The organism is Cellulosimicrobium sp. SH8 (assembly GCF_025818875.1).
GTDB classification, from domain to species: Bacteria; Actinomycetota; Actinomycetes; order Actinomycetales; family Cellulomonadaceae; genus Cellulosimicrobium; species Cellulosimicrobium cellulans_D.
This window is the reverse complement of the sequence record NZ_JAMXMH010000010.1, coordinates 164,102-185,934: the sequence shown is the minus strand read 5'-3', so window position 1 is coordinate 185,934 and position 21,833 is coordinate 164,102. Positions and strand designations below refer to the sequence as shown.

At 75.3% G+C, this 21,833-nt stretch carries 17 protein-coding genes; 3 read left to right on the top strand and 14 right to left on the bottom strand.

Annotated elements, in window-relative coordinates:
* Positions 1–67: 67 nt before the first annotated feature.
* From NF338_RS15075 to mraZ, 12 genes are all read right to left on the bottom strand, one after another.
* Positions 68–793, bottom strand: coding sequence for a cell division protein FtsQ/DivIB (locus NF338_RS15075; RefSeq protein WP_264031525.1), 726 nt, complete (start codon positions 791–793; stop codon positions 68–70).
* Positions 794–1,119: 326 nt separating this feature from the next.
* Complete coding sequence (gene murC, locus NF338_RS15070; protein ID WP_318783105.1) at positions 1,120–2,598, bottom strand: UDP-N-acetylmuramate--L-alanine ligase; 1,479 nt, start codon at positions 2,596–2,598, stop codon at positions 1,120–1,122.
* Positions 2,595–3,749: an undecaprenyldiphospho-muramoylpentapeptide beta-N-acetylglucosaminyltransferase gene (gene murG, locus NF338_RS15065; RefSeq protein WP_264031524.1), complete on the bottom strand. Its 1,155-nt coding sequence runs from the start codon at positions 3,747–3,749 to the stop codon at positions 2,595–2,597. The genes murC and murG overlap by 4 nt, the downstream gene beginning before the upstream one ends.
* A 98-nt stretch (positions 3,750–3,847) precedes the next feature.
* Positions 3,848–5,029, bottom strand: a complete 1,182-nt coding sequence (gene ftsW / locus NF338_RS15060; protein WP_318783104.1) for a putative lipid II flippase FtsW — start codon at positions 5,027–5,029, stop codon at positions 3,848–3,850.
* Between the two features lie 186 nt (positions 5,030–5,215).
* Positions 5,216–6,664 carry a UDP-N-acetylmuramoyl-L-alanine--D-glutamate ligase gene (gene murD / locus NF338_RS15055; protein ID WP_264031522.1) on the bottom strand — a complete coding sequence of 483 codons (1,449 nt, stop codon included), beginning with the start codon at positions 6,662–6,664 and terminating at the stop codon, positions 5,216–5,218.
* Positions 6,664–7,746, bottom strand: a complete 1,083-nt coding sequence (gene mraY, locus NF338_RS15050) for a phospho-N-acetylmuramoyl-pentapeptide-transferase (protein ID WP_264031521.1) — start codon at positions 7,744–7,746, stop codon at positions 6,664–6,666. The genes murD and mraY overlap by 1 nt, the downstream gene beginning before the upstream one ends.
* Complete coding sequence (locus NF338_RS15045) at positions 7,743–9,191, bottom strand: UDP-N-acetylmuramoyl-tripeptide--D-alanyl-D-alanine ligase (protein WP_264031520.1); 1,449 nt, start codon at positions 9,189–9,191, stop codon at positions 7,743–7,745. The genes mraY and NF338_RS15045 overlap by 4 nt, the downstream gene beginning before the upstream one ends.
* A complete protein-coding gene (locus tag NF338_RS15040; RefSeq protein WP_264031519.1) occupies positions 9,188–10,855 on the bottom strand; it encodes a UDP-N-acetylmuramoyl-L-alanyl-D-glutamate--2,6-diaminopimelate ligase in 1,668 nt (555 codons plus the stop codon). The genes NF338_RS15045 and NF338_RS15040 overlap by 4 nt, the downstream gene beginning before the upstream one ends.
* A gap of 172 nt (positions 10,856–11,027) precedes the next feature.
* On the bottom strand, positions 11,028–12,737 hold the full coding sequence (locus tag NF338_RS15035; protein ID WP_264031518.1) for a peptidoglycan D,D-transpeptidase FtsI family protein: 1,710 nt from the start codon (positions 12,735–12,737) through the stop codon (positions 11,028–11,030).
* Positions 12,738–13,063: 326 nt separating this feature from the next.
* Entirely contained in the window at positions 13,064–13,513 is a 450-nt protein-coding gene (locus NF338_RS15030) for a hypothetical protein (RefSeq protein ID WP_087471808.1), read from the bottom strand.
* Entirely contained in the window at positions 13,510–14,544 is a 1,035-nt protein-coding gene (gene rsmH / locus NF338_RS15025; RefSeq protein ID WP_264031517.1) for a 16S rRNA (cytosine(1402)-N(4))-methyltransferase RsmH, read from the bottom strand. The genes NF338_RS15030 and rsmH overlap by 4 nt, the downstream gene beginning before the upstream one ends.
* A gap of 180 nt (positions 14,545–14,724) precedes the next feature.
* Positions 14,725–15,159, bottom strand: coding sequence for a division/cell wall cluster transcriptional repressor MraZ (gene mraZ / locus NF338_RS15020; RefSeq protein WP_031316739.1), 435 nt, complete (start codon positions 15,157–15,159; stop codon positions 14,725–14,727).
* A 383-nt stretch (positions 15,160–15,542) separates the two neighbouring features.
* Between mraZ and NF338_RS15015 the strand changes: the two genes are divergently transcribed.
* Genes NF338_RS15015 through NF338_RS15005 form a run of 3 tightly spaced genes read left to right on the top strand, consistent with a single transcriptional unit; the run spans position 15,543 to position 20,189 of the window.
* Positions 15,543–16,550: an AAA family ATPase gene (locus tag NF338_RS15015; RefSeq protein WP_204543629.1), complete on the top strand. Its 1,008-nt coding sequence runs from the start codon at positions 15,543–15,545 to the stop codon at positions 16,548–16,550.
* 1 nt (position 16,551) lies between these two features.
* Positions 16,552–17,892, top strand: a complete 1,341-nt coding sequence (locus tag NF338_RS15010; RefSeq protein WP_264031516.1) for a DUF58 domain-containing protein — start codon at positions 16,552–16,554, stop codon at positions 17,890–17,892.
* Complete coding sequence (locus tag NF338_RS15005; RefSeq protein ID WP_264031515.1) at positions 17,889–20,189, top strand: DUF3488 and transglutaminase-like domain-containing protein; 2,301 nt, start codon at positions 17,889–17,891, stop codon at positions 20,187–20,189. Before NF338_RS15010 ends, NF338_RS15005 begins: the two co-directional genes overlap by 4 nt.
* Here NF338_RS15005 and NF338_RS15000 read toward each other — a convergent pair.
* On the bottom strand, positions 20,137–20,532 hold the full coding sequence (locus NF338_RS15000; protein ID WP_047233786.1) for a DUF3040 domain-containing protein: 396 nt from the start codon (positions 20,530–20,532) through the stop codon (positions 20,137–20,139). The genes NF338_RS15005 and NF338_RS15000 overlap by 53 nt on opposite strands.
* A 37-nt stretch (positions 20,533–20,569) precedes the next feature.
* Positions 20,570–21,826 (bottom strand): DNA polymerase IV, encoded by a 1,257-nt coding sequence (locus tag NF338_RS14995; protein WP_264031514.1) that lies wholly within the window; start codon positions 21,824–21,826, stop codon positions 20,570–20,572.
* Positions 21,827–21,833: the final 7 nt, after the last annotated feature.

Below are 21,833 nucleotides of genomic sequence, written 5' to 3'. Positions count from 1 at the left end.
ACGTGCCCATCATCAACGACCGCCTCGCGCGTGTCGGCGATCCCCGGTCGGGACGCCACCGTGCGGGTCATCGCGTCACCGGCATCGTGGGTGCCGAGACGTCGTAGAGCGTCACGCCCGCGTTCTCCGGGACCGCCCGGAGCGTCTGCAGGACGCGCACCTTGAGCGCCGCCTCCTCCGAGCTCCCCCACTCCACCACGACGCCGTCGCGCAGCGTCATCCGGACGGCGTCCCGCGTCGGGGCCGAGACCTCGGCGACCTGCGCGTGGAGGTCGGCCGGCAGCGCGTTGAGGAGCACGAGCGCCGCGTCGAGCGCCTTGGCCCCGCGGTCGTCGAGCGGGGCGTCGATCTCCGGCAGGCCGTCGGGGACGACGGGGTCCGTCCGGACCTGCACGCCGTCCGCGTCGAGCAGCGCGAACCCGCCGTCCACCGGGACCGCGACCACGGGTTCGCGCGGCTCGAGCCGCACGGTCAGCCCCGCCGGCCAGGCGCGGCGGATCTCGACGTCGCGGACGCCGTTGAGCGCCAGGACCTGTTCGCGCAGGGCGACCGTGTCCAGCCGCGGCAGCGGCACCCCGGCGGACTCCGCGACGACGGCCTCGACCTGGGCCGGGTCGATCACCGTGCCCTCCCCCGAGATCGTCACGTCCTCCGGGTCGAGCCCGAGCACCGAGGAGAAGAACGCGAGCCACACGATCGCGGCCGCCACGAGGGCGCCCGAGACCCACCCCAGCACGCGGGTGCGCACCCGGTGCCGGCGCATCGCGTCGCGCTCGGCCAGCCGCTCGGTCATCCCGTGCGACACCACGCCGACCGGCGCCGTCGGCGTCCCGCGCGAGGCGGTCGGCGTCCGCGCGGAACCCCGCGGCCGCCCTCGGACGCTCTGCGGTCCCGTCGCGGGCCCGCCGGCCCGTGGGCGCGCGGTGGTCGACGGCACGAGCTCGCGCCCGGCGGAGGTCACGCGGCGGACGGGCCGGGTGGGCGTCTCCTCGGCCGGCGCCCGGGTGACCGGCTTCGGCGTCCCCGGCCGTGCCGGGGCCGCCGGCCGCGCGGCGCTCTCCCCCGCGCCCGACCGGTCCGGTCGGGGTGCGGCGGGTCGGGGCCGGGGCGGCGGGCGCATCAGGCCGCGCCCCCTCCGGGAGCCCCGGCACCGGCGGTCCGCTCGGCGACCCGCGCGAGGACCACCGCGCCCAGCTCGGTCACGTCGCCGGCCCCGACCGTGAGGACGAGGTCCCCCGGCCGCGCGGCGTCCGCGACGTGGCGCGCGGCCTCGACCCGGTCCTCCACGGCTGCCACCACGACGCCGGGGGCGTCCATCAGGTCCGTGATCGTGCGTGGTCCCACCGCCGGGTCGGGGTCCTCCCGTGCGGCATAGATCCCCGTGACCACGACCTCGTCCGCAGCCCCCAGCGCCTGCGCGAACTCGCGCGCGAACGTCGCGGTGCGCGAGTACAGGTGGGGCTGGAAGAGCACGAGCACCCGGCCACCTGCGGCGACGGGCCGCGCGGCGGCCAGCAGCGCCGCGACCTCCGTCGGGTGGTGCGCGTAGTCGTCGACGACCCGCACCCCGCCGGCCTCGCCGCGTGCCTCGAACCGGCGCCCCGTGCCGAGGAAGCCGTGCGCCGACGCCACAGCCGCCGCCGGCTCCACGCCGAGCACGACCGCCGTCACGACCGCCGCTGTGGCATTCAGTACGTTGTGGTGGCCCGGCACGCGCAGCCCCAGCTCGAGCCCGTCGAGCGTGGCGCCCCCGACAGCACCCGCGAGCGACGCCCGCGCGCCGGCACGCCCGTCGTCGGCGGTCGGGCGCACGTCCGACACGCGCACGTCGGCGTCCTCGGCCGCGCCGTAGGTGACGACCACGCCCCCGCCCTCGGCGTGGGCGGCCGCGAGCGCCCGCGCCCCGGCGTCGTCCGCGCACGCGACGAGCGTCCCGCCCGGGACGATCCGTGCCGCGAAGTCGACGAACGCCTGCTCGAACGCCGCGCGCGACCCGTAGTGGTCGAGGTGGTCCGGCTCCACGTTCGTCACGACCGCGACGTCGGGCGCGTAGTTGAGGAACGAGCCGTCCGACTCGTCGGCCTCGGCGACGAGGACGTCGGACCCGAGGTGCCCCCCGGCGACGGGACCGTCCGCGGTGAGCACCGTGCCGCCGATCGCGAACGACGGGTCGAGGCCCGCGCCGCGCAGGACCGTCGCGATCATCGCGGACGTCGTCGTCTTGCCGTGCGCGCCGGCGACCGCGACCGAACGGCCGCGCGCCATGAGCGACGCGAGCGCCTGCGAGCGGTGCAGCACGCGCAGCCCCGCGGCACGCGCGGCGGCGAGCTCCGGGTTCGACTCGCGGACCGCGCTCGAGACGACGAGCGTGTCCGCGCCCGTGACGTGGGCGGCGTCGTGCCCCGCCCAGACCTGCACGCCGTCGGCCCGGAGCGCGGTGAGCGTCTCGCTCTCGCGCGCGTCCGAGCCCTGCACCCGGACACCGTGGGCGGCGAGGAGCCGTGCGACCACGGACATCCCGGCGCCTCCGACCCCGACGAGGTGGACCGTGCCGAGCTCCTCGAGCGGGACCGGGGCGGTGGCGCCGGGCGTCGTCACGAGCGCGTCCCGGTCTGGCCGGCGGCGGCGACCGCCTCCGCGACGAGGTCGGCGACGCGCGCCGCGCCGTCGCGCACCCCCGCGCCGGCGGCCGCGCGCGCCATCGCGTCGAGTCGCGCCGGGTCGCCGAGCAGCGCCGGGACCTCGCGGGCGACCCAGACCGCGTCGAGCTGCGCGTCGTCGACGAGCAGGCCGCCTCCGGCCGCGACGACCGGGCCCGCGTTGAGCCGCTGCTCGCCGTTGCCGATCGGCAGGGGCACGTACACGGCGGGGATGCCCAGCGCCGCGAGCTCGCCCACGGTCCCCGCGCCCGCGCGGCACACGACCAGGTCCGCGACGGCGAGCGCGAGCTGCATCTCGGCGAGGTACTCGCGCACGTCGTACCGCGCGCCGGGCCGGGCCGCGACGGCGGCCGTGGCCGCGTCGCGGACGGCGGCGTCCTTGCCCTTGCCCGTCAGGTGCAGGACCTGCGCGCCCGCGCCGAGCAGCGCGTCGGCCGCCCCGGAGACCGCCTCGTTGAGGCTCTGCGCCCCGAGCGACCCGCCCGTGACGACGAGCGTGCGCCGACCCGGGTCGAGCCCGAGCCGCGCCGCGGCGTCCGTGCGCACGGCCCCCGCGTCGGCCGCGCGGGCGGCCACGAGGTCCTGGATCTCGCGGCGCAGCGGCAGGCCCGTCACCACGCCGCCCTTGAGCGGGGTGCCCTCGAACGTCACCCCGACGCGCGCAGCCCACCGGGCACCGAGCCGGTTGGCGAGCCCCGGCCGCGCGTTCTGCTCGTGGATCACCACCGGGACGTCACGACGGCGCGCGGCGAGGTAGGCGGGGGTCGACACGTAGCCGCCGAAGCCCACCACGACGCGTGCGCCCGTCTCGTCGATGACGGCACCCGCGGCGTCGACCGCCGACTTGAGCCGCCCCGGGAGGTTGACCCACTCGGCGCTCGGCCGTCGCGGGAGGGGGACGCGCGGCACGTGCCGCAGGGGGTAGCCGCGCGCGGGGACGAGGTCGTCCTCCAGGCCGCCCGCGACCCCGAGCGCGGTCACCACCACGCCGGGCTCACGCGCCCGCAGCTCGTCCGCCACCGCCAGGAGCGGGTTCACGTGCCCCGCCGTCCCGCCGCCTGCGAGCACCACCGAACCGATCGTCGTCACGTACCTCGTCGTCCTTCCCTGCGGCGGGTGCCGCGTCCTGGCTGTGGTCTGAAGATGTCGGCCGCGGGGGCCGGTGTCGCCCGGTCACCGGACCGGGGTCATCGCGCTCGGCGCCGGGGCCGGGCCGCCCGGCCCACGACCGCGAGCGAGCGCCGTACGACGCTCCCCCGCGCCGCCAGCGCCTCGGCCGCGCCGGGCTCCGTGCGCGCGAACGAGATGAGCACCCCGAGCGCGGCCATGGTCATGATGAGCGCCGAGCCGCCGGCGGAGACGAGCGGCAACGGGACGCCGATCACGGGGAGCAGCCCGATCACGACGCCGATGTTGATGAACGCCTGCCCGACGATCCAGCACGCGATCGCCGCGGTCGTGATCTTCACGAAGGGGTCCGGGTGCCGCCGGACGATCCGGCTGGTCGCGACGCCGACGATCACGAACAGGCCGAGGACGAGGAGCGTGCCGAAGAGGCCCAGCTCCTCGCCGATCACGGCGAAGATGAAGTCGTTGTGCGCCTCCGGGAGGTAGCTCCACTTCTCGCGGCTGGCACCGAGTCCGACGCCCGTGAGGCCCCCGGTGCCCAGCGCCCACTGCCCGTGCAGCGACTGGTAGCACTCGCCCAACGTGTCCGTGCACTCACGGTACGTGGCCATGATGCGCCCCAGCCGGTCGCCGCCCGACTGGTTGAGGATGAAGACGTAGCCCACGACGAAGGCCGCGAGCCCGGCGCCGAGCGCGAGGAGACGGCCGTCGGCTCCCGAGACGAAGAACGCGCCCGCGACGAGCGCCATGAGCACGAGCGCGGTGCCCAGGTCGTGACCTGCCAGGACGAGCCCGATGACGAGCACGGCGACCGGCACCGCGGGGACCAGCACGTGGCGCCACTGCCCGAGCAGCCGCTGCTTGCGGCCGAGCACCGCGCCGAGCCACAGCGCGAGCGCGAGCTTCGCGACCTCCGACGGCTGCACGTCGAAGGCGCCCAGGTCGATCCAGTTCGTGTTGCCGTTCACGTTCTTCGCGAGCGGCGTGAAGATGAGGAGCTGTAGCGCCACCGCCGCGACCAGCGCAGGCCAGGCGAGGCGCCGGTACCACGCGACCGGGATCCGCGTCGCGATCAGGAGCACCGGAAGCCCGATGAGGACGAACTGCGCCTGCTTGGCGAACGCGTTGAACGGGGACTTGCCCGCGGCGATCTCCGTGACGGCCGAGCTCGAGAACACCATGACGAGCCCGATGATCGTCAGCAACGCGGTCGCCCCGACCAGGAGGTAGTAGCTCGTCACGGTGCTGTTCCACTGTCCGAGCCAGGGCCGCTCGGTCGGGGTGGCGGGCGTGCGGGGGCGCGCCCCGCTGCGGGCCGAGGCCTTCGCCCGGCCCGGTGCCGTCTTCCGACCCGCGCCCGTGCGTGGGGTCGTGCGCGTCGACGGCGCCCCTCGTCCGTTCGCGGTCTGTGTCATGGCCGGGCCGGCCTACCCGTGGTCGGGGCGCAGCGCGCGCGCCGCGTCGGCGAACGCGTCGCCGCGCGCCGCGTACGAGCGGAACTGGTCCATCGACGCGCCGGCCGGGGCGAGCAGCACGGTGTCGCCGGCCTGCGCGAGGCGGCGGGCGGAGTCGACGGCGCGGGGCATCACCGTCCCAGTCTCGCCAGGATCGACCCGCACGACCGGGATATCGGGCGCGTGTCGGGCGAGCGCGCCCGCGAACGGCGCCGCGTCCACGCCGATGAGCACCACGGCCCGCAGCCGGTCGGCGCGCGCGGCGACGAGCTCGTCGAACGAGGCGCCCTTGGCGAGGCCGCCCGCGACCCACACGACGGTCCCGGGCGCGAACGACGCGAGCGACGCGGAGGCCGCGTGCGCGTTCGTCGCCTTGGAGTCGTCGACGTAGGCGACGCCGTCGACGGACGCGACCTGCTCGATGCGGTGCGAGCCCGTGCGGAACGCCCGCAGACCGTCACGCACGGCGACGGCCGGGACGCCGTGGGCCCGCGCGAGGGCGGCTGCGGCGAGCGCGTTCGCGACGACGTGCGCGGGCACGACGCCGTCGGCCCCGGCCAGGTGCGCGAGGTCGCCCAGCGTGGCGAACTCGGCCGCGTGCGTGTGCCGGTCGGGCGCGTCCGCGGGCGCATGGAAGGCGCGGTCCACGAGCACGTCCTCGATCACGCCGAGCTGGCCGCGCGCCGGTGCGCCGAGCGTGAAGCCGACGGCGCGCGCGCCCTCGACCACGTCGGCCTCGCGCACCAGCGCCTCGGTGCGCGGGTCGGCGGCGTTGTAGACGCACGCCACCTGCGCGTCCTCGAAGACCCGGCCCTTGTCCGCGGCGTACGCGTCGATCCCGCCGTGCCAGTCGAGGTGGTCCGGGGCGACGTTGAGCACCGCGCCCGCCTCGGGCGACGTCGTGTGCGTGAAGTGCAGCTGGAAGCTCGAGAGCTCCACGGCGAGCACGTCGAGCGTGGGGTCGGCCACCGCCTCGACCACCGGGGTGCCGACGTTACCCACCGCCGCGGCACGTAGCCCCGCGGTCCGCAGGATCGTCTCGAGCATCTCGACGGTCGTCGTCTTGCCGTTCGTCCCGGTCACGGCGAGCCACGGCGCGGGGCGCCCGGAGGGTCCGTCCACGCGCAGCCGCCACGCGAGCTCGACCTCGCTCCACACCGGCACGCCCCGCTCCCCCGCCGCGACGAGCAGCGGGTGGGAGGGCGGCCAGCCGGGCGAGACGACGACGAGGTCGGTCGCCGCGAGGTCGACGTCGTCCGCGTCGCGCAGGTCGGCGTCCGCGGCGCGGTCGTCGAGCGTGACGACGGCGGCGGCCCGCGGTGCGAGCGCGGCGACGGCGGCCCGGCCCGAGACGCCGAGGCCCGCGACGACCACGCGCGCCTCGTCGAGCGGGACCGCGAGGTCGTGACGGTCGCGTGCCACTAGCTGACCACCCACTCGGCGTAGAAGATGCCGAAGCCGAGCGCGGCGAACAGCCCGGCGATGAGCCAGAAGCGGATGACGATCGTGACCTCGCCCCAGCCGGACAGCTCGAAGTGGTGGTGCAGCGGGGCCATCTTGAACACGCGCCGCCCGGTCATCTTGAAGAAGCCGATCTGGATGACGTCGGAGAGCACGATGATGACGAACAGGCCGCCGATGATGAGCGCGAGGAACTCGGTGCGCGTAAGGATCGACAGGCCGGCGAGCGCGCCGCCGAGGGCGAGCGAGCCGGTGTCGCCCATGAAGATCTTCGCCGGGCTCGCGTTCCACCACAGGAAGCCGAAGCACGCGCCGACGATCGCCGCGGCCACGATCGCGAGGTCCTGCGGGTCTCGCGTCTCGTAGCAGCGCGGGCCCGCGGAGGCGAGCCGCTGGCACGTCTGGTTGAACTGCCAGATGCCCACGAGCACGTACGAGCCGAACACGATGAGCGAGACGCCCGTCGCGAGTCCGTCGAGGCCGTCGGTGAGGTTCACCGCGTTCGACCACGCCGTGATGAGGAAGTTCGCCCAGATCACGAAGAGGATCAGCCCGACCGTCGCGCCCGCGAACGCGAGGTCGAGGTTCGTGTCGCGCAGGAAGGAGATGCGCGTGGACGCGGGCGTCCGGCCGTGCTCGTTGGGGAACTGCAGCGCGAGCACCGCGAACGCGATGCCGACGGCCCCCTGGCCGATGATCTTGGCGCGCGCCGTGAGCCCGAGGCTGCGCTGCTTGCGGATCTTCGTGAAGTCGTCGAGGAACCCGACGATCCCGAGCCCGGTCATGAGGAACAGCACGAGCAAGGAGGAGACGCTCGGGAACCGCCCCGAGACGACGTACGACATCGCCCAGCCGAGGAGCGTCGCCCCGATGATCACCACCCCGCCCATGGTGGGCGTCCCGCGCTTGGTGAAGTGCGCTGTCGGGCCGTCCTGGCGGACGAACTGCCCGTAGTTGCGGTGGACGAGGAACCGGATGAACAGCGGCGTCCCGAAGAGGGCGACGAGCAGGGAGACGCTCGCCGCGACGATGATCGCGATCATGCGCCGTCACCTCCGGGCGTGTCCGCGCCGGCCGCGGCCAGCTCGTCGCCGAGCCGCCACAGCCCGGACCCGTTCGAGGCCTTCACGAGCACGACGTCCCCTTCCCGCAGCTCGTCGCGCAGCAGCGCGGACGCCGCCTCCACGTCGGGGACGAACCGTGTCTCGTCGCCCCACGACCCCTCCTGGGTCGCGCCGTCGTGGATCCCGCCGGCGCCCTCGCCGACCACGACGAGCAGCTTGACGTTCAATCGGACCACGAGCCGGCCGAGGTCGTCGTGAGCGACGCGCGAGTCCTCGCCGAGCTCGAGCATCTCGCCGAGCACCGCGACGGACCGTCGGTCGCGCCCCGCCATGACGGCCAGCGCCTTGAGCGCGGCCCGCATCGAGTCGGGGTTGGCGTTGTAGGAGTCGTCGATCACCGTGACGCCGTCGGGCCGCTCGGTGACCTGCATGCGGTGCGGGCTCAGCGCGCGCGCGTCGGACAGCCGCGCGGCGACGTCGGGCAGCGCGACGCCGAGCCGCAGCGCCGCCGTCGCGGCCGCGAGGGCGTTCGTCACGTGGTGCTCCCCTACGAGGCCGAGGGTCACGCGCGCGTGCGTCTCCTCGGTCGGCCGCGCGTCCCCGGCAGCTCCCGGACGGACGCGCAGCGTGAAGGACGCACGGCCGGTGCGGTCGATCCCGAGGTCCTCGGCGCGCACGTCGGACGCGGGGATCGTCCCGAACGTCACGACCTCGCCCGGGGCGGCGTCGGCCATCGCGGCGACCCGGAGGTCGTCGGCGTTGAGCACCGCGACCCCTCCCGGAGCCAGGCCCGTGACGATCTCCGCCTTCGCTCGCGCCACGGCCTCGATCCCGCCGAACTCCCCGAGGTGGGCGCTGCCCACGACGAGGACCACCGAGACGTCGGGCGGCGCGATGCGCGTCAGGTAGGTGAGGTGACCGACGCCGCTCGCGCCCATCTCCAGCACCAGGAACCGCGTGGACGCGTCCGCCTCGAGCACGGTGAGCGGGAGCCCGATCTCGTTGTTGAACGAGCCGCGCGGCACGACCGTCTCGCCCTCGGGCCGCAGCAGCTGACCCAGCAGGTCCTTGGTCGTCGTCTTGCCCACGGAGCCCGTCACGGCGACCACGCGCACGTCGCCGCGCTCGCGCAGCGTCGCGAGCACGTGCCGGGCGAGCTCGCCGAGGGCGGTCTGGACGTCGTCGACGACGACGCACGGCACGTCGAGCTCGCGCGCCGCGAGGACGAGGGTCGCGCCGGCGGCGACGGCCCCTGCCGCGTAGTCGTGGCCGTCGACGTGCTCGCCGGGCAGCGCGACGAAGAGCGACCCCGGCGCGACCCGGCGCGAGTCGACGACGACGGGCCCCCCGACCCGCACCTCCGGGTCGGCGGACAGCCGTCCGCCGGTCGCTGCGGCCACCTGCGCCGCAGTGAGCTCGATCATGCGTGGTGCTCCTTCAGGTCGTCGGGGGTGTCGTGGGGTGCGCGGGCCGCGCCTCGCTCCTCGAGCGCGGCGCGCGCCTCGACGCGGTCGTCCAGGGGGTGGTCGACGCCGGCGATCTCCTGCCACACCTCGTGGCCGCGCCCCGCGACGAGCACCGTGTCGTCGGGGCCCGCGGCGGCGACCGCCTGGTGGATCGCCCGTGCGCGCGGCGCGACCTCGAGGACGACGACGTCGCGCGCCTCCGGGGCTGCGGCCGCCGCCTCGCGGGCGGCGAGCGCCCCCGGGAGGACCTCGGCCCGGATCGCGGCCGGGTCCTCGCCGTGCGGGTCGTCGTCCGTCACGACGACGACGTCGGCCCCCTCGACCGCGACGCCCCCCATCGTGGGCCGCTTGCCGCGGTCACGGTCGCCCGTGGCGCCGAACACGACGACCAGGCGGCCGCGCGTCGTCGGGCGCAGCGCGTCGAGCGCGAGCGCGAGCGCGTCCGGGTTGTGGGCGAAGTCGACGACGACGCGCGGCCGGTGCGGCGGACGCGACACGAGCTCCATGCGCCCTGGGACGGCCGGGGTGAGCCCGCCGGCCGCGTCGAGCGCCGCCTCCAGGTCACGCGGGTCCGTGCCCGCCTCGAGCACGAGCGCGAGGGCGAGCGCCGCGTTGGCCACGTTGAAGGTGCCGGGCAGGGCGGTCGTCGTGCGCACGCTGCGGCCGTCGCGGTGGTGCAGCGTGAACGCGGAGCCCCCGGCCGCCGACGGCTCGACGTCGTGCACGGTCCAGTCCGCGACGGGTTGCCCGTCCTCCGGGCTCCGCGCACCGACGCGCAGCGTCGCGACCGGGATACCGGCGGCAGCGACCATGCGCTCGCCCCACGCGTCGTCGACGACGACGACGCCGCGGCGGGCGTGCTCCGGCGTGAACAGGAGCGCCTTCGCCTCGAAGTACTCCTGCAGGTCGCCGTGGAAGTCGAGGTGGTCCTGGCTGAGGTTGGTGAAGCCGACGACGTCGAACACGAGCCCGTCGACCCGGTGCAGCGCGAGCGCGTGCGACGAGACCTCCATCGCGAGGGTGCGCACCGCGTCCTCGCGCATCGCGGCGAGCAGCGCCTGCAGGTCGGCGGCCTCGGGCGTCGTGAGCCGGCTGGGCAGGACGCGGTCGCCCGACCGCATCTCCACCGTGCCGATGAGGCCGCCCTTCCAGCCGAGCGCGCGCAGCGCGTGGTCGACGAGGTACGTGGTGGTGGTCTTGCCGTTCGTCCCGGTCACGCCGAACGTCGTGAGGTCCTGCGCGGGGCTGCCGTAGACCCACGCGGCGACCGGGCCGAGCAACGCGCGCGGGTCTGCGGCCACGAGCACGGGGACGTCGAGCCCCGCCTGGGCCACCAGCGCCGCGCCCTCCTCGTCCGTGAGGACGGCGTGGGCACCGCGCGCGACGGCGGCGGGCGCGAAGCGCGCCCCGTGCGCACGGGCGCCGGGGAGGGCCACGAAGAGGTCGCCCGCGTCCGCGGTCCGGTCGTCGGACGCGACCGACCACACCTCCACGGGGCCCGGGGCGGACGGCCCGCCAGGCCCGCCACCTGCGCGGACGTCGAGACCGAACCGTGCTGCCAGGTCCCCGACCGACCGACGGGTGGTCGCGGCAGGACGAAGGCGGTCGATCGGGGATGTCACGTGTAGAACCTACCGTGCCGGGGCCGCGACCCTCGCAAGCCGTCCTGGCCCGTCCGCCGCGCCGGACCACGCTTCACGGGACCTTCACCGGCACGTTCGCGGACACCTGCACGGACATCCGCGCGGACAAAGGGACGGGCCCGCCGCACGAGACCGGCGGGCGTGGTGAGGTTCACCACGTCGTCGGGAGCGGCACGTACGGCTCCGTGCTCGGCTGCACGCCCTCGTGCTCGAGCGTGAAGCCCATGATCTCGCTGAACACGGGCGCCGCGACGACGCCGCCGAAGATCGACGAGTGGGGGTTCTTGAGGAACACCGACACGGTGTACCGCGGGTCGTCGGCGGGCGCGACGCCGATGAACGACGCCATGATCGCGGACAGCCTCCCGTCGGAGCCCGCCATCTGCGCCGTGCCCGTCTTGCCCGCGACCCGGTAGCCGGGCACCGCGGCGCTCGAGCCCGTGCCCTCCTCGACGACCGACTCCATCATGTGCAGCACGGTGTCCGCGGTCTCCTGCGAGACCACGCGCACCGGGGCCGGACGCTCGGCCGGGACGAGGGTGCCGCGCTCGTCGGTCGTGCCCGCGACGATGCTCGGCGTCGTCCGGACGCCTCCGTTCGCGATGGTCGAGAAGACGCTCGTGGCCTGGATCGCGTTCACGGACACGCTCTGTCCGAAGAGCACGGCGTACTCGGTACGCCCGTCCCACGCGTCGGCGGGGTGCAGGATCCCCGCGGACTCCCCGGGCAGGCCGAGGCCCGACTTCTCCCCGAACCCGAACTTGTGCAGGTAGTCGTAGCGCACCTGCTTCGGGATCTTCTCCCCGACCTGGACGGTCCCGGTGTTCGACGACTCGGCGAGCACGCCGGCGAGCGTGAGCCGCTCCACCGGGTGCTCGTGCGAGTCCCGGAAGGTCTCCCCGTTCGGCGTCGTGTAGAGGTAGGGCACCTCGAACTGCGTCGCCGGGTCGGCATACCCGCCCTCGATCGCGGCGGACATCGTGACGACCTTGCCCGTCGAGCCGGGGTCGAACACGTTCGACACCGCGCGGCTCGGCCGGGCGACGGCGTCGGTCGTCCGGTCGTTCGGGTTCACCGTGCCGGAGTCCGCGAGCGCGAGGACCTCGCCCGTGCGGACGTCCTGCACGACGGCGATCGCGTACTCCGCGCCGGTCTCGCTCACGGCGCGGTCCACCGAGTCCTGCGCCTTCCACTGCACGTCGCGGGCGACCGTGAGCTGCACGTTGCGCCCGGGCACCGCGTCCACGACGTCGCACCGGCCGGTCGGGATGACCTGCCCGCCCAGCCCGGCCTCGCACTCGCGCGACCCGGAGACGCCGGCGAGGACGTCGTCGTAGGACGCCTCGACCCCACCGCCGCCCGCCTGCTCCTCGTTGACGAAGCCCACGAGGTTGCCCGCGACGGTGCCTGCCGGGTACGTCCGCTCGCTCGTCATGGTGGTGCGCACGTAGGCCGAGAGCCGCAGCTCCGTGATCTGGCGCTGCACCTCGGGCGTGACTTCCTTGGCGAGGACCACGTACCGCGACGTCCCGTTGAGCTGCGCGGCGAGCTCCGGGGACGATCTTCCGAGGATCGGGGCGAGCAGCTTGGCCACGCCCACGGCGCCGCCCTCCTCGAGCGGCTCGCCGTCGACGAGGTCCGCGGCGCGGGGCTTGAACTCGGCGATCGTCTTCGGGTCCGCCGCGACCGTGTAGCGGTCCACGGACGTCGCGAGCACGACGCCGTCGGCGTCGGTGATGTCGCCGCGGTGGGCCAGGAGGGTCGAGCTGCGCGTGCGGTCGGCGCGCGCGTCGGCCGCGAGCGCCGGCCCGCGCAGCACCTGGACGTTCACGAGCTGACCCACGAAGACCGCCGTGATCACGCCGGCGACCACGATGAGCCAGCGCTGGCGCCGCTCGGGGCGACCGGGCTCGCGGGTCCCGCGCGCGGGGCGGGAGGGCGGGCGGGCGCCGCTCCGCGGCGCGCGGGACGCGGTGCTCTTCGACGGGCGGGCCGACGCCGCGACGCGGGCGCCGGGCACCCGGTCGCGCGCGGCCGAACCGGTGCCCGTCCCCGAGACCCTGCGCCCGTCGGCAGCAGCGCCACGGCCTCCCGGCGAGGGCCGGGAGGCCGTGGGGGCGGGGCGGGACCGCTGCGAGCTCGCCGCGGGTCGCGACCGGCGGTCACGCCCTGCTCCGGACTCGCCCGTCACTGCCCGGCCTCCTCCTGCGGCATGCCCAGGACCGCGCCGTCGGACAGCCGGAGCATCGCCGGGTCCTCCGCGGGGACCATGCCGAGGGAGGTCGCGATGTCCGGCAGCGACGTCTTCTGAGCGTCGACCTGCGCCTGCAGGCTCTGGGTGTCCTGGGCCACGCGGCTCACCTCCCGGCGCAGCTCCGACATCTCGTAGGAGTTGCGCGCCATCGTCGTGTTCACCAGGAGAGCACACAGGAGCGCCGCTCCGAGGATCGACATGCAGACGACGAGGAACGGGATCTTGGACCGCGCCTGCAGCGGCGCGCGGACGAGCTCGAGCCGCGAGCGGAGCGCGCGCTCGGACGCGCCACCCGGCAGGGCCGTGAGCGACGGGCGCGGCGCGGGCGCCGGGCGTGCCGTGCGCGGGAGCGGGCGGGCGGCGGTCGACCTCTGTGCGCTCATCGTGTCCTCTCCCCCGGGTCGTGCGGTCGGTCGGTCTGGCGGTGCGACGGGCGGCGGTGCGACGGCGTGGGCCGGGTGCGCTCGGCGGCGCGGAGCCGGACGGACGCGGAGCGCGGGTTGGACTCCCGCTCGTCCGTGGACGCCTCCTCCGCGCCGCGGGTGAGGAGCCGCAGGTAGGGCTGGTCCTCCTCCGGCACGACGGGCAGCCCGGGCGGCGCGCTGATCGTCGCCCCGGCGGCCAGCACGCGCTTGACGATGCGGTCCTCGAGCGAGTGGTACGACTCGACGACGACGCGCCCGCCGACGGCGAGCACGTCCACCGCGGCGGGGACCGCGCGCTCGAGGACCTCGAGCTCGCCGTTCACCTCGATCCGCAGCGCCTGGAAGGTGCGTTTGGCGGGGTTCCCGCCCGTCGTGCGCGTGGCGGCGGGGATCGCGCCGCGGACGACCTCGACGAGCTCGGCGCTGCGCTCCCACGGACGCTGCTCGCGGCGCCGGACGATCGCCCGGGCGACGCGCTGCGCGAACCGCTCCTCGCCGTAGTCGCGCAGGATCCGGGTGAGCGCGCGCTCGTCGTAGGTGTTGAGGACGTCGGCGGCCGTCTGGCCGGTCGTCGGGTCCATGCGCATGTCGAGCGGCGCGTCGTGCGCGTAGGAGAACCCGCGGTCCGCCTCGTCGATCTGCAGCGACGACACCCCGAGGTCCATGAGCACGCCCTGGACGGGTCCGCCGACGACGTCGGTCACGACGTCGCCGATCTCGTCGTAGACCGCGTGCACCGCACGGAACCGGTCGTCGAACCGCTCGAGCCGGCGCGACGCGCGGGCGATGGCCTCGGGGTCGCGGTCGATGCCGACGACGCGCGCGGTGGGGACCTGCTCCAGGACGGCCTCGGTGTGCCCGCCCATCCCGAGCGTGCAGTCCACGAGGACGGCGCCGGGCTCCGCCAGCGCGGGGGCGAGAAGGTCGACGCACCGTTGGAGGAGGACCGGGACGTGCCGCTCGGCGGCGTCGTCGGGGGTGCTCGTCATGTCGGTCTCCTCTCCGTGCTGGTCGGTGTCCGGGTGGCGCCGGACGCGCCGCCGGGTGGTGCTCCTCGTCGGACCGGCCCCGTACGGTCAGGTCTCCCTCCGCGTCCTTTCTGGCGCCGGGGAAGTGCGTCAGACCGGGCGGGAGGAGGCCTCACCGTGCGGGAGCCGTGGGTCGCGACCCTAGAAGCGCAGGTCCGGGAACACCTCCTCGGCGGTGTCGGAGTACGCCGACTCCTGCTCCGCGAGGTACGTCTCCCACGCCTGCGCGTCCCAGATCTCGACCCGCGTGCCGGCGCCGATCACGGCGACGTCGCGGTCGAGCCCCGCGTACGCCCGCAAGGGCGCGGGGATCGAGACACGTCCCTGCTTGTCCGGGATCTCGTCGCTCGCCCCCGAGAGGAAGACGCGCAGGTAGTCCCGGGCCTGCTTGCTCGTCACCGGCGCCTGCCGGATCTGGTCGTACATGCGCCGGAACTCGTCCATCGGCAGCAGGAACAGACAGCGCTCCTGCCCCCGCGTCATGACGAGACCCGGTGCGAGCCGCGACCGGAACTTCGCGGGGAGGATGAGCCTCCCCTTGTCGTCCAGACGTGGCGTGAAGGTGCCCAGGAGCAGGCCTGAGGAACCGCCGAGCACGTCGTCCACGAAACCGGACATGCACCTGGCACCTCCCCTCCTGCTCCCTTCTCCTCCACGGTACTCCACTTCCCTCCACCGCTCTCGGTGAATCCCCGGGCTTTCACCCGCCTTCGCAGGATCTCCGCAGGTCACGCGGGGTGGAGGGACGTGGAGGGGACTACTCCCCATGGCGCGTCGCGACGGCGGTCGGGCGCCGGTCGCACCTCTCCGGCGCACGCAGGGGGCGCGGCCCGTGCCGCGCCAGACCCTCGCGGCGGCGCTCGGCGGACGGCCGACGGTCCACTAGGCTCTTCCCACCCGCGGTCTCCCTGGTCCGCGGCCCCGCGCCACCGACGACGGAGGTCTCCGTGCTCCCCGACATCGCCCCTGTCGCGCCCTCCGACGAGCCCGGGGGCGACGCCCTCACCGGCCTCGACGAGCTGGTCGAGACCACGGGCCGGATCCGCTCCGGCATCGAGTCCGTCGTCACGGGCCGCCCGGACCTCGTGACGGTGACCGTCGCCGTCCTCCTGGCGCAGGGCCACCTCCTCATCGAGGACGTCCCCGGCGTCGGCAAGACGACGCTCGCCAAGGCGCTGGCGCGCACGATCGACTGCAAGGTCGGCCGCATCCAGTTCACGCCGGACCTCCTGCCGAGCGACCTGACCGGCGTCAACATCTACCGCGCGGCGAACCACGAGTTCGAGTTCCGCCCCGGACCCGTCTTCTCGAACATCGTCATCGGCGACGAGATCAACCGCGCCTCCCCCAAGACGCAGTCGGCGCTCCTCGAGTGCATGGAGGAGGGCCAGACCACGGTCGACGGGACGACCCACCCCCTGCCGAGCCCCTTCCTCGTCGTCGCGACGCAGAACCCCGTGGAGATGGAGGGCACCTACCCCCTCCCGGAGGCGCAGCGCGACCGGTTCATGGCGCGGCTGACCGTCGGCTACCCCGACGTCGACGCCGAGCTCCGGATGCTCGACCGGCAGGAGTCGGACAACCCGCTGGCCCACCTCCGCCCCGTGACGACCGGCGCGGCCGTCCTGCGGTTCGCGGGCGTGGCCCGCGCCGTCTACGCGTCGACCGCCGTCAAGCGGTACGTGCTCGCCCTCGTCACGGCGACGCGCGAGCACCCCGGCCTGCGCCTCGGGGCGTCGCCCCGCACGACCCTCCAGCTCCTGCGGGCCGCGAAGTCTCTCGCGGCCATGGCGGGGCGCGACCACGTGCTCCCCGACGACGTGCAGTACCTCGCCGTCCCCGTGCTCGCGCACCGGCTCGTCGTCACGACGGAGGCCCGGCTCTCGGGCCAGGACGCCGAGGCCGTCGTCGCGTCGATCGTGGCGCAGACGCCGATCCCCGCCCTGGACGCGACCGAGCGACGTTGACGTGCGCGCCCCGTCGTTCCTCGCGCGGCTCCGCGGCAGGAGCAGGAGCCTCGCCAGCGCACGCCTGACCCGGCGCGGCACGGTGGTGCTCGCCGCCGGCGGCGCGCTCGTCGTCCTGGGCGTCACGCTCGGGCTGCCCGACCTCGTCGGGCTCGGCGTCGCCGGGGCGCTCGCCGTCGGCGCCGCCTGGTGCTGGATGGCCGTCCGCCGGATCGACCGCGGTCGCGGCGCCCTGCACGTGACGCGCCGCGTCCAGCCGAACCCCGCCGTGCGCGGGCAGTTCACGACGGCGCGTCTCACGGTGGCGGCCACGCGGGCGACGTCGTCCACGGCCTCGACCCTCTCCCGCCTGCGGATCAGCGAGCAGGCGGCGCACGAGCTGTGCGACCAGGGCTCGCTGCGGGCGCAGGTCGCGACGGTGGGCGACCACATCGCGGTCCGCTACCGCCTGCGCCCGCTCCGCCGCGGCCGGTGGCCGCTGGGTCCGCTCCTCACGACGCGGGTCGACCTCTTCGGCCTGGTCAGCGCGACCCAGGAGCTCGGCGATCCGACCGCGGTCGCCGTGTGGCCCCGCACGGTGGAGCTGCCCGTCCGCGGCTCGCGCGCGTTCGGCGAGCACGAGCGCTCCGCGTCGGGCGCGCGGCTCGCGTCGAGCGACGACTCGGTGCTGCGCGACTACGTCGCCGGCGACGACCCGCGGCGCGTGCACTGGGCCAGCGCGGCCCGGCACGGCCAGCTCATGGTCCGCGCGGACGAGAGCGCGGGCCTGCCGCCCGTCAGCGTCCTCCTCGACCGCGGGCTGCTGCCCCACCCCGAGCTCGCCGCATCGAGCCCCCGCGCGCTCGCCGACGGCGAGTGGGCGGTCGAGTGCGCGGCCTCGATCGGTGTGTCCCTCCTCCAGGCGGGGCACCCCGTCCGTCTCGTCCCGACGTCGCTCGCGCCGGTCGTGTCCGGCACGGGCTTCCGCGTCAACCGCTCGGGCGAGGGGCCGGCCGACCTCCTGGACGCGACCGTCGACCTGCACGGGCACCACGTCGTCGCGGACGGCGACCGTTCGGTCGTCGCGACGTCCGAGGCGCTGCGCCGGGACCGGCGCCCGGGCGAGATCACCGTCGCGGTGCTCGGCCCGCTCGGCTCCGTCGCCCGGTACACGGTCGCGGCGATGGCCGGCGACGGCCTGCACCGCGCGCTCGTGGTGAGCGCGCGACCCTGGGCGCCCGAGCACGCCGACGCGCTCGAGACGGTGGCCGCCCTGCGGTCCACCGGGTGGCACGCGGCGCTCGTCGACCCGTCGGCGTCCCTCGAGCACGCCTGGACCCTGCTCGTGGAGGGCTCGCGATGACCACGTCCCGACCGGACACCTCGGCCCCCGTCGGCTTCCGCGTGCTCGCGACGAGCGGGCTCGTCGCCCTCGCCGTCGTCGCGTCGACCTACGCGCTCGGGAGCGTCATCGGCCCGGGCGGCTGGACCGGCACCGCGGTGCGCACCGTCGCGGTCCTGGCGCTCGTGACCGGCCTCTCGCGCTACGCCCTCGAGCGAGGCCACGCCACGCGGGGCGAGATCCTCGCCCCGCCGGCCGCGCTGCTCCCCTCGCTCGCGGGGCTCGTCGTCGGCCTCTGGGCCCTGCTCGGGCTCTACGGGGGCCCGACCGACCGCTTCTCCCTCCTCATCGGTCTCTCCAACGTCGACCGGGTCCTGTCCCGGCTCTCCACCGCACGCGACCTCACGCTCGCCGAGGTCGCCCCGATCGACCCCAGCCTTCCGATCGCGCTCATGGCGGTCGGGGGCGCGGTCGTGGTGTTCCTCGTCGCCGACCTCATGGCTGGCGGCCTCCGGCTCGGCGCAGGGGTCGCGCTGCCGATCCTCGCGCTGTGGATCCCCGGGCTCGTGATCATGAGCGAGATCCCGCCCCTGGCGTTCGTCGTGACGGTGGCGGCGCTCGTCCTGCTCCTCGCGGTGGACAACCCGCACCGCACGGTGCGGCGCGGCGCGTCCGCGCGACGTGTGGAGGATCGTGCCGCCGGCGGCCTGCGTGCCGCCGGGGCGCTCGTCGTGGCGGTCGCCGTCGCGGTCGTCGCCCTGGGACTCGGGTCGGCGAGCGCCTCGCTCCCCGAGGTCGCCTCGGCGTCGTGGTCACGGCTCTTCTCCTCGACCGGGCAGACGGTACGGCTCTCCGACGACCTCGACATGCGGCGCGATCTCGCGGAGCGCTCCGGCGAGGTCGTCCTGCGCTACCGGACCGACGGTGACGAGGTCGGTCCGCTCCGCGTGTTCACCCTCACGGGCTTCGACGGCACGAACTGGCGGCGCGGCGCCGACCGGGACGGCACCCCGATCGAGGGTGCCGACCAGGTGCTGTGGCCCACCGACCCGGCCGGCCTCGAGGAGCCGACGTCCGTGCGTGTCACGCTCGAGTCGCTCCGGGACACGAAGCTCCCCGTCCCGACCGAGCCCCGCTCCGTGGACATCGACGGGGACTGGGCGTACGACGACGTCCGCGACGAGGTGCTCGGCGACCGGCCCACGGGCGCGGGCACCGCGTACGAGCTCGCGGTCTTCCCGCGACCGCTGGACGCCGCGTCGCTGCGCGACGCGACGGGCGCGGACCCGGACGACCCCAACTACCTCGACGTCCCCGCGACCGAGCACGAGCAGGACATCCGCGACCTGGCCGCCACCGTGGTCGAGGGCGCGCCGACGCGCTACGACCAGGCGCTCGCCCTGCAGACCTACTTCCGCGACGTCTCGCAGTTCACGTACTCGACCGAGGTCCCGCCGGGTGACTCCGGCGACGCGGTCTGGGACTTCCTGCAGGACCGGACGGGCTACTGCGTCCAGTTCGCGACCTCGATGACGATGATGGCGCGGACCCTCGGCATCCCCGCGCGTCTCGGCGTCGGGTTCCTTCCGGGCGAGCGCGTGGACGACTCGAGCTTCCAGGTCACCGGCCGCGACTCCCACGCCTGGCCGGAGCTCTGGTTCCCGGGCCAGGGCTGGGTGCGGTTCGAGCCGACGCCGGCCCAGCAGACGGGTCCGACCCCGCGGTGGGCGACGCCTGTTGCCGTGACCCCGGGTGGCCCGGGAGACCCCGGCAACGTGCCGACGCCCGGCGCGACGACGGCGGCCCCCTCCGCACCTGCGAGCCCGGTGCCCACCACGCCCGGGACCGGCGGGACGACCGGAGGCGCCGAGGACGAGGGCGCACCGTGGCCGCTCGTCGTGGGCGTCGCGCTCCTCGTCGCGCTCGCCGTCGGAGGGGCGCTGTGGCTCGTGCTGCGGCGACGGTCCGAGCCGCAGAGCCTGCGGGACGCCGAGGACGCGTGGGCCGAGCTCACCGAGCGGCTCGGGGCGCTCGAGGTCCGGTGGCCGACGTCGACGACACCTCGGCGCGTTCCCGCGGCGGTCGTCGCGTCGCTGCAGTCCCGCCGCGGTCAGCATCCCCGCGACGAGGACGTCGCCGAGGCGGTCGCCGCGCTGGCGTCAGCCCTCGAGGCCGAGCGCTACGCCCCGGAGCCGCGGACGGTCGCCCGCCCCGACCGGCTCCAGGAGCTCGTCGACGCGGCGGTCGACGCCGTCGAGGAGTCGCTCAGCGACCGTCCTGCTCGCGCCGACGGTCCCAGCGCTCTTCCAGTCGGCTGAGGAACGGCTTGCGGGCCGGCTTGCTCGGCGCGGCCGGGCGGACGGTGCCGTCCGCCTCGACGGTCCCCACCGGTCCCTTGCGCGACGAGCGCGGAGACTGGAAGACCAGGACGACGCCCCCGAACATGAGGACGAAGCCGATCACCCCGAGCCAGGTCTGCGAGAGCGCAGCACCCAGCACGAGGAGGAGGAGGCCGCCGACGACGCCGACTCCAGCCAGGACATAGCGCAGCGCCGAACGTCGTCGTGGCGCCTGGAGCGTGTTCGCCAACCGCGGGTCGTCCGAGGTGAGCGCGCGCTCCATCTGCTCCAAGACCCGCTGCTCGTACTCAGACAGAGGCATGAGCACCCCGTTTCTCCACGGTGGTCGTGTGTCACCCTCAGGATAGATCGACATCCGCGGGGGTGGTAGTCGAGCGGGCCCTGGCGGGGCCCATGGCGATGGATCTCACCCCGAACCGCCCACGGACGGCGTCGACGGCCTCCTCGACCCGACGCCTCGCCGCGCCCGTCTCCTCGACCGCTTCTTCGAGCGTGGGCTGTACGACGGCCTCTGCGCGGGGCTCGAGGCCCTCGGCGCGGACCCCCACGAGCCGGACGGCGAGGCCCCGCAGGTCGACGCTCGCGACCAGCTCGCGAGCCACCAGATAGATCTCGCGCGCGACGTCCGTCGGGGCGCCCAGGGTGCGCGCGCGGGTCACGGTGCGGAAGTCGCTCGTCCGGACCTTCACGCTGACGGTGCGCGCGACGAGACCTTGGTGGCGCAGCCGGCCGGCGCACCGGTCCGCGAGCTCCAGCACACGCGCCTGGACCGCCGCGAGGTCGCGCAGGTCGTGGCTGAACGTCGTCTCGGCACCGATGCTCCGCTCCGACCGCTCCGGCTCGACCGGCCGGGGGTCGCGCCCCCACGCGAGGTCGTGCAGGTGCGCGCCCGCGACCTTGCCGACCGCCGTCTGGAGCGACGCCACGTCCGTGTCGGCGAGCTCGGCGACCGTGCGGATGCCCCACTGCGCGAGCGCGCTCTCGGTCCGCTCCCCCACGCCCCACAGCGCGCCGACAGGCAGCGTGCGCAGGAACGGGACGGTGGCGGCCGCCGGCACGAGGAGCACGCCGTCGGGCTTGGCGTGCGTCGAGGCCAGCTTGGCGACGAACTTGTTCGTCGCGATCCCGACCGAGCAGGTGATGCCGTGCTCGGCCCGCACCCGACGCCGGAGCTCGGCCGCGATCCGCGTCGGAGGCCCGAGGCGCCGGCGCGCGCCGCTCACGTCGAGGAAGGCCTCGTCGACGCTCACCTGCTCCACGAGCGCGGTGATCTCGCCGATCGCCGCCATGACCGCGCGGGAGACCTCGTAGTAGCGCGTGTGGTCCGGCGGGACGACGATCGCCTGGGGGCACAGGCGACGCGCCGTCACCATCGGCATCGCCGAGTGGACGCCGAACGCCCGGGCCTCGTACGTCGCCGCGAGGACGACGCCCCGTTCGGCACCGCCGACGATCACCGGTCGCCCCACGAGCTGGGGACGCCGCGCGAGCTCGACGGACGCGAAGAACGCGTCCATGTCGACATGGAGGATCGAGCAGCCCTCCTCGTCGTCGCCCCAGTCGCGGCGGACGACCGCGCGCGGCCCGCGGCTCATCGCTGCC

What these genes read in the sequence shown, in the direction of transcription:
- NF338_RS14995 (WP_264031514.1), bottom strand. Translation starts at nt 21,826, where the DNA reads ATGAGCCGCGGGCCGCGCGCGGTCGTCCGCCGCGACTGGGGCGACGAC.
- mraY (WP_264031521.1), bottom strand. Translation starts at nt 7,746, where the DNA reads ATGATCGCGATCATCGTCGCGGCGAGCGTCTCCCTGCTCGTCGCCCTC.
- NF338_RS15000 (WP_047233786.1), bottom strand. Translation starts at nt 20,532, where the DNA reads ATGCCTCTGTCTGAGTACGAGCAGCGGGTCTTGGAGCAGATGGAGCGC.
- NF338_RS15030 (WP_087471808.1), bottom strand. Translation starts at nt 13,513, where the DNA reads ATGAGCGCACAGAGGTCGACCGCCGCCCGCCCGCTCCCGCGCACGGCA.
- NF338_RS15005 (WP_264031515.1), top strand. Translation starts at nt 17,889, where the DNA reads ATGACCACGTCCCGACCGGACACCTCGGCCCCCGTCGGCTTCCGCGTG.
- rsmH (WP_264031517.1), bottom strand. Translation starts at nt 14,544, where the DNA reads ATGACGAGCACCCCCGACGACGCCGCCGAGCGGCACGTCCCGGTCCTC.
- NF338_RS15075 (WP_264031525.1), bottom strand. Translation starts at nt 793, where the DNA reads ATGACCGAGCGGCTGGCCGAGCGCGACGCGATGCGCCGGCACCGGGTG.
- NF338_RS15045 (WP_264031520.1), bottom strand. Translation starts at nt 9,191, where the DNA reads ATGATCGAGCTCACTGCGGCGCAGGTGGCCGCAGCGACCGGCGGACGG.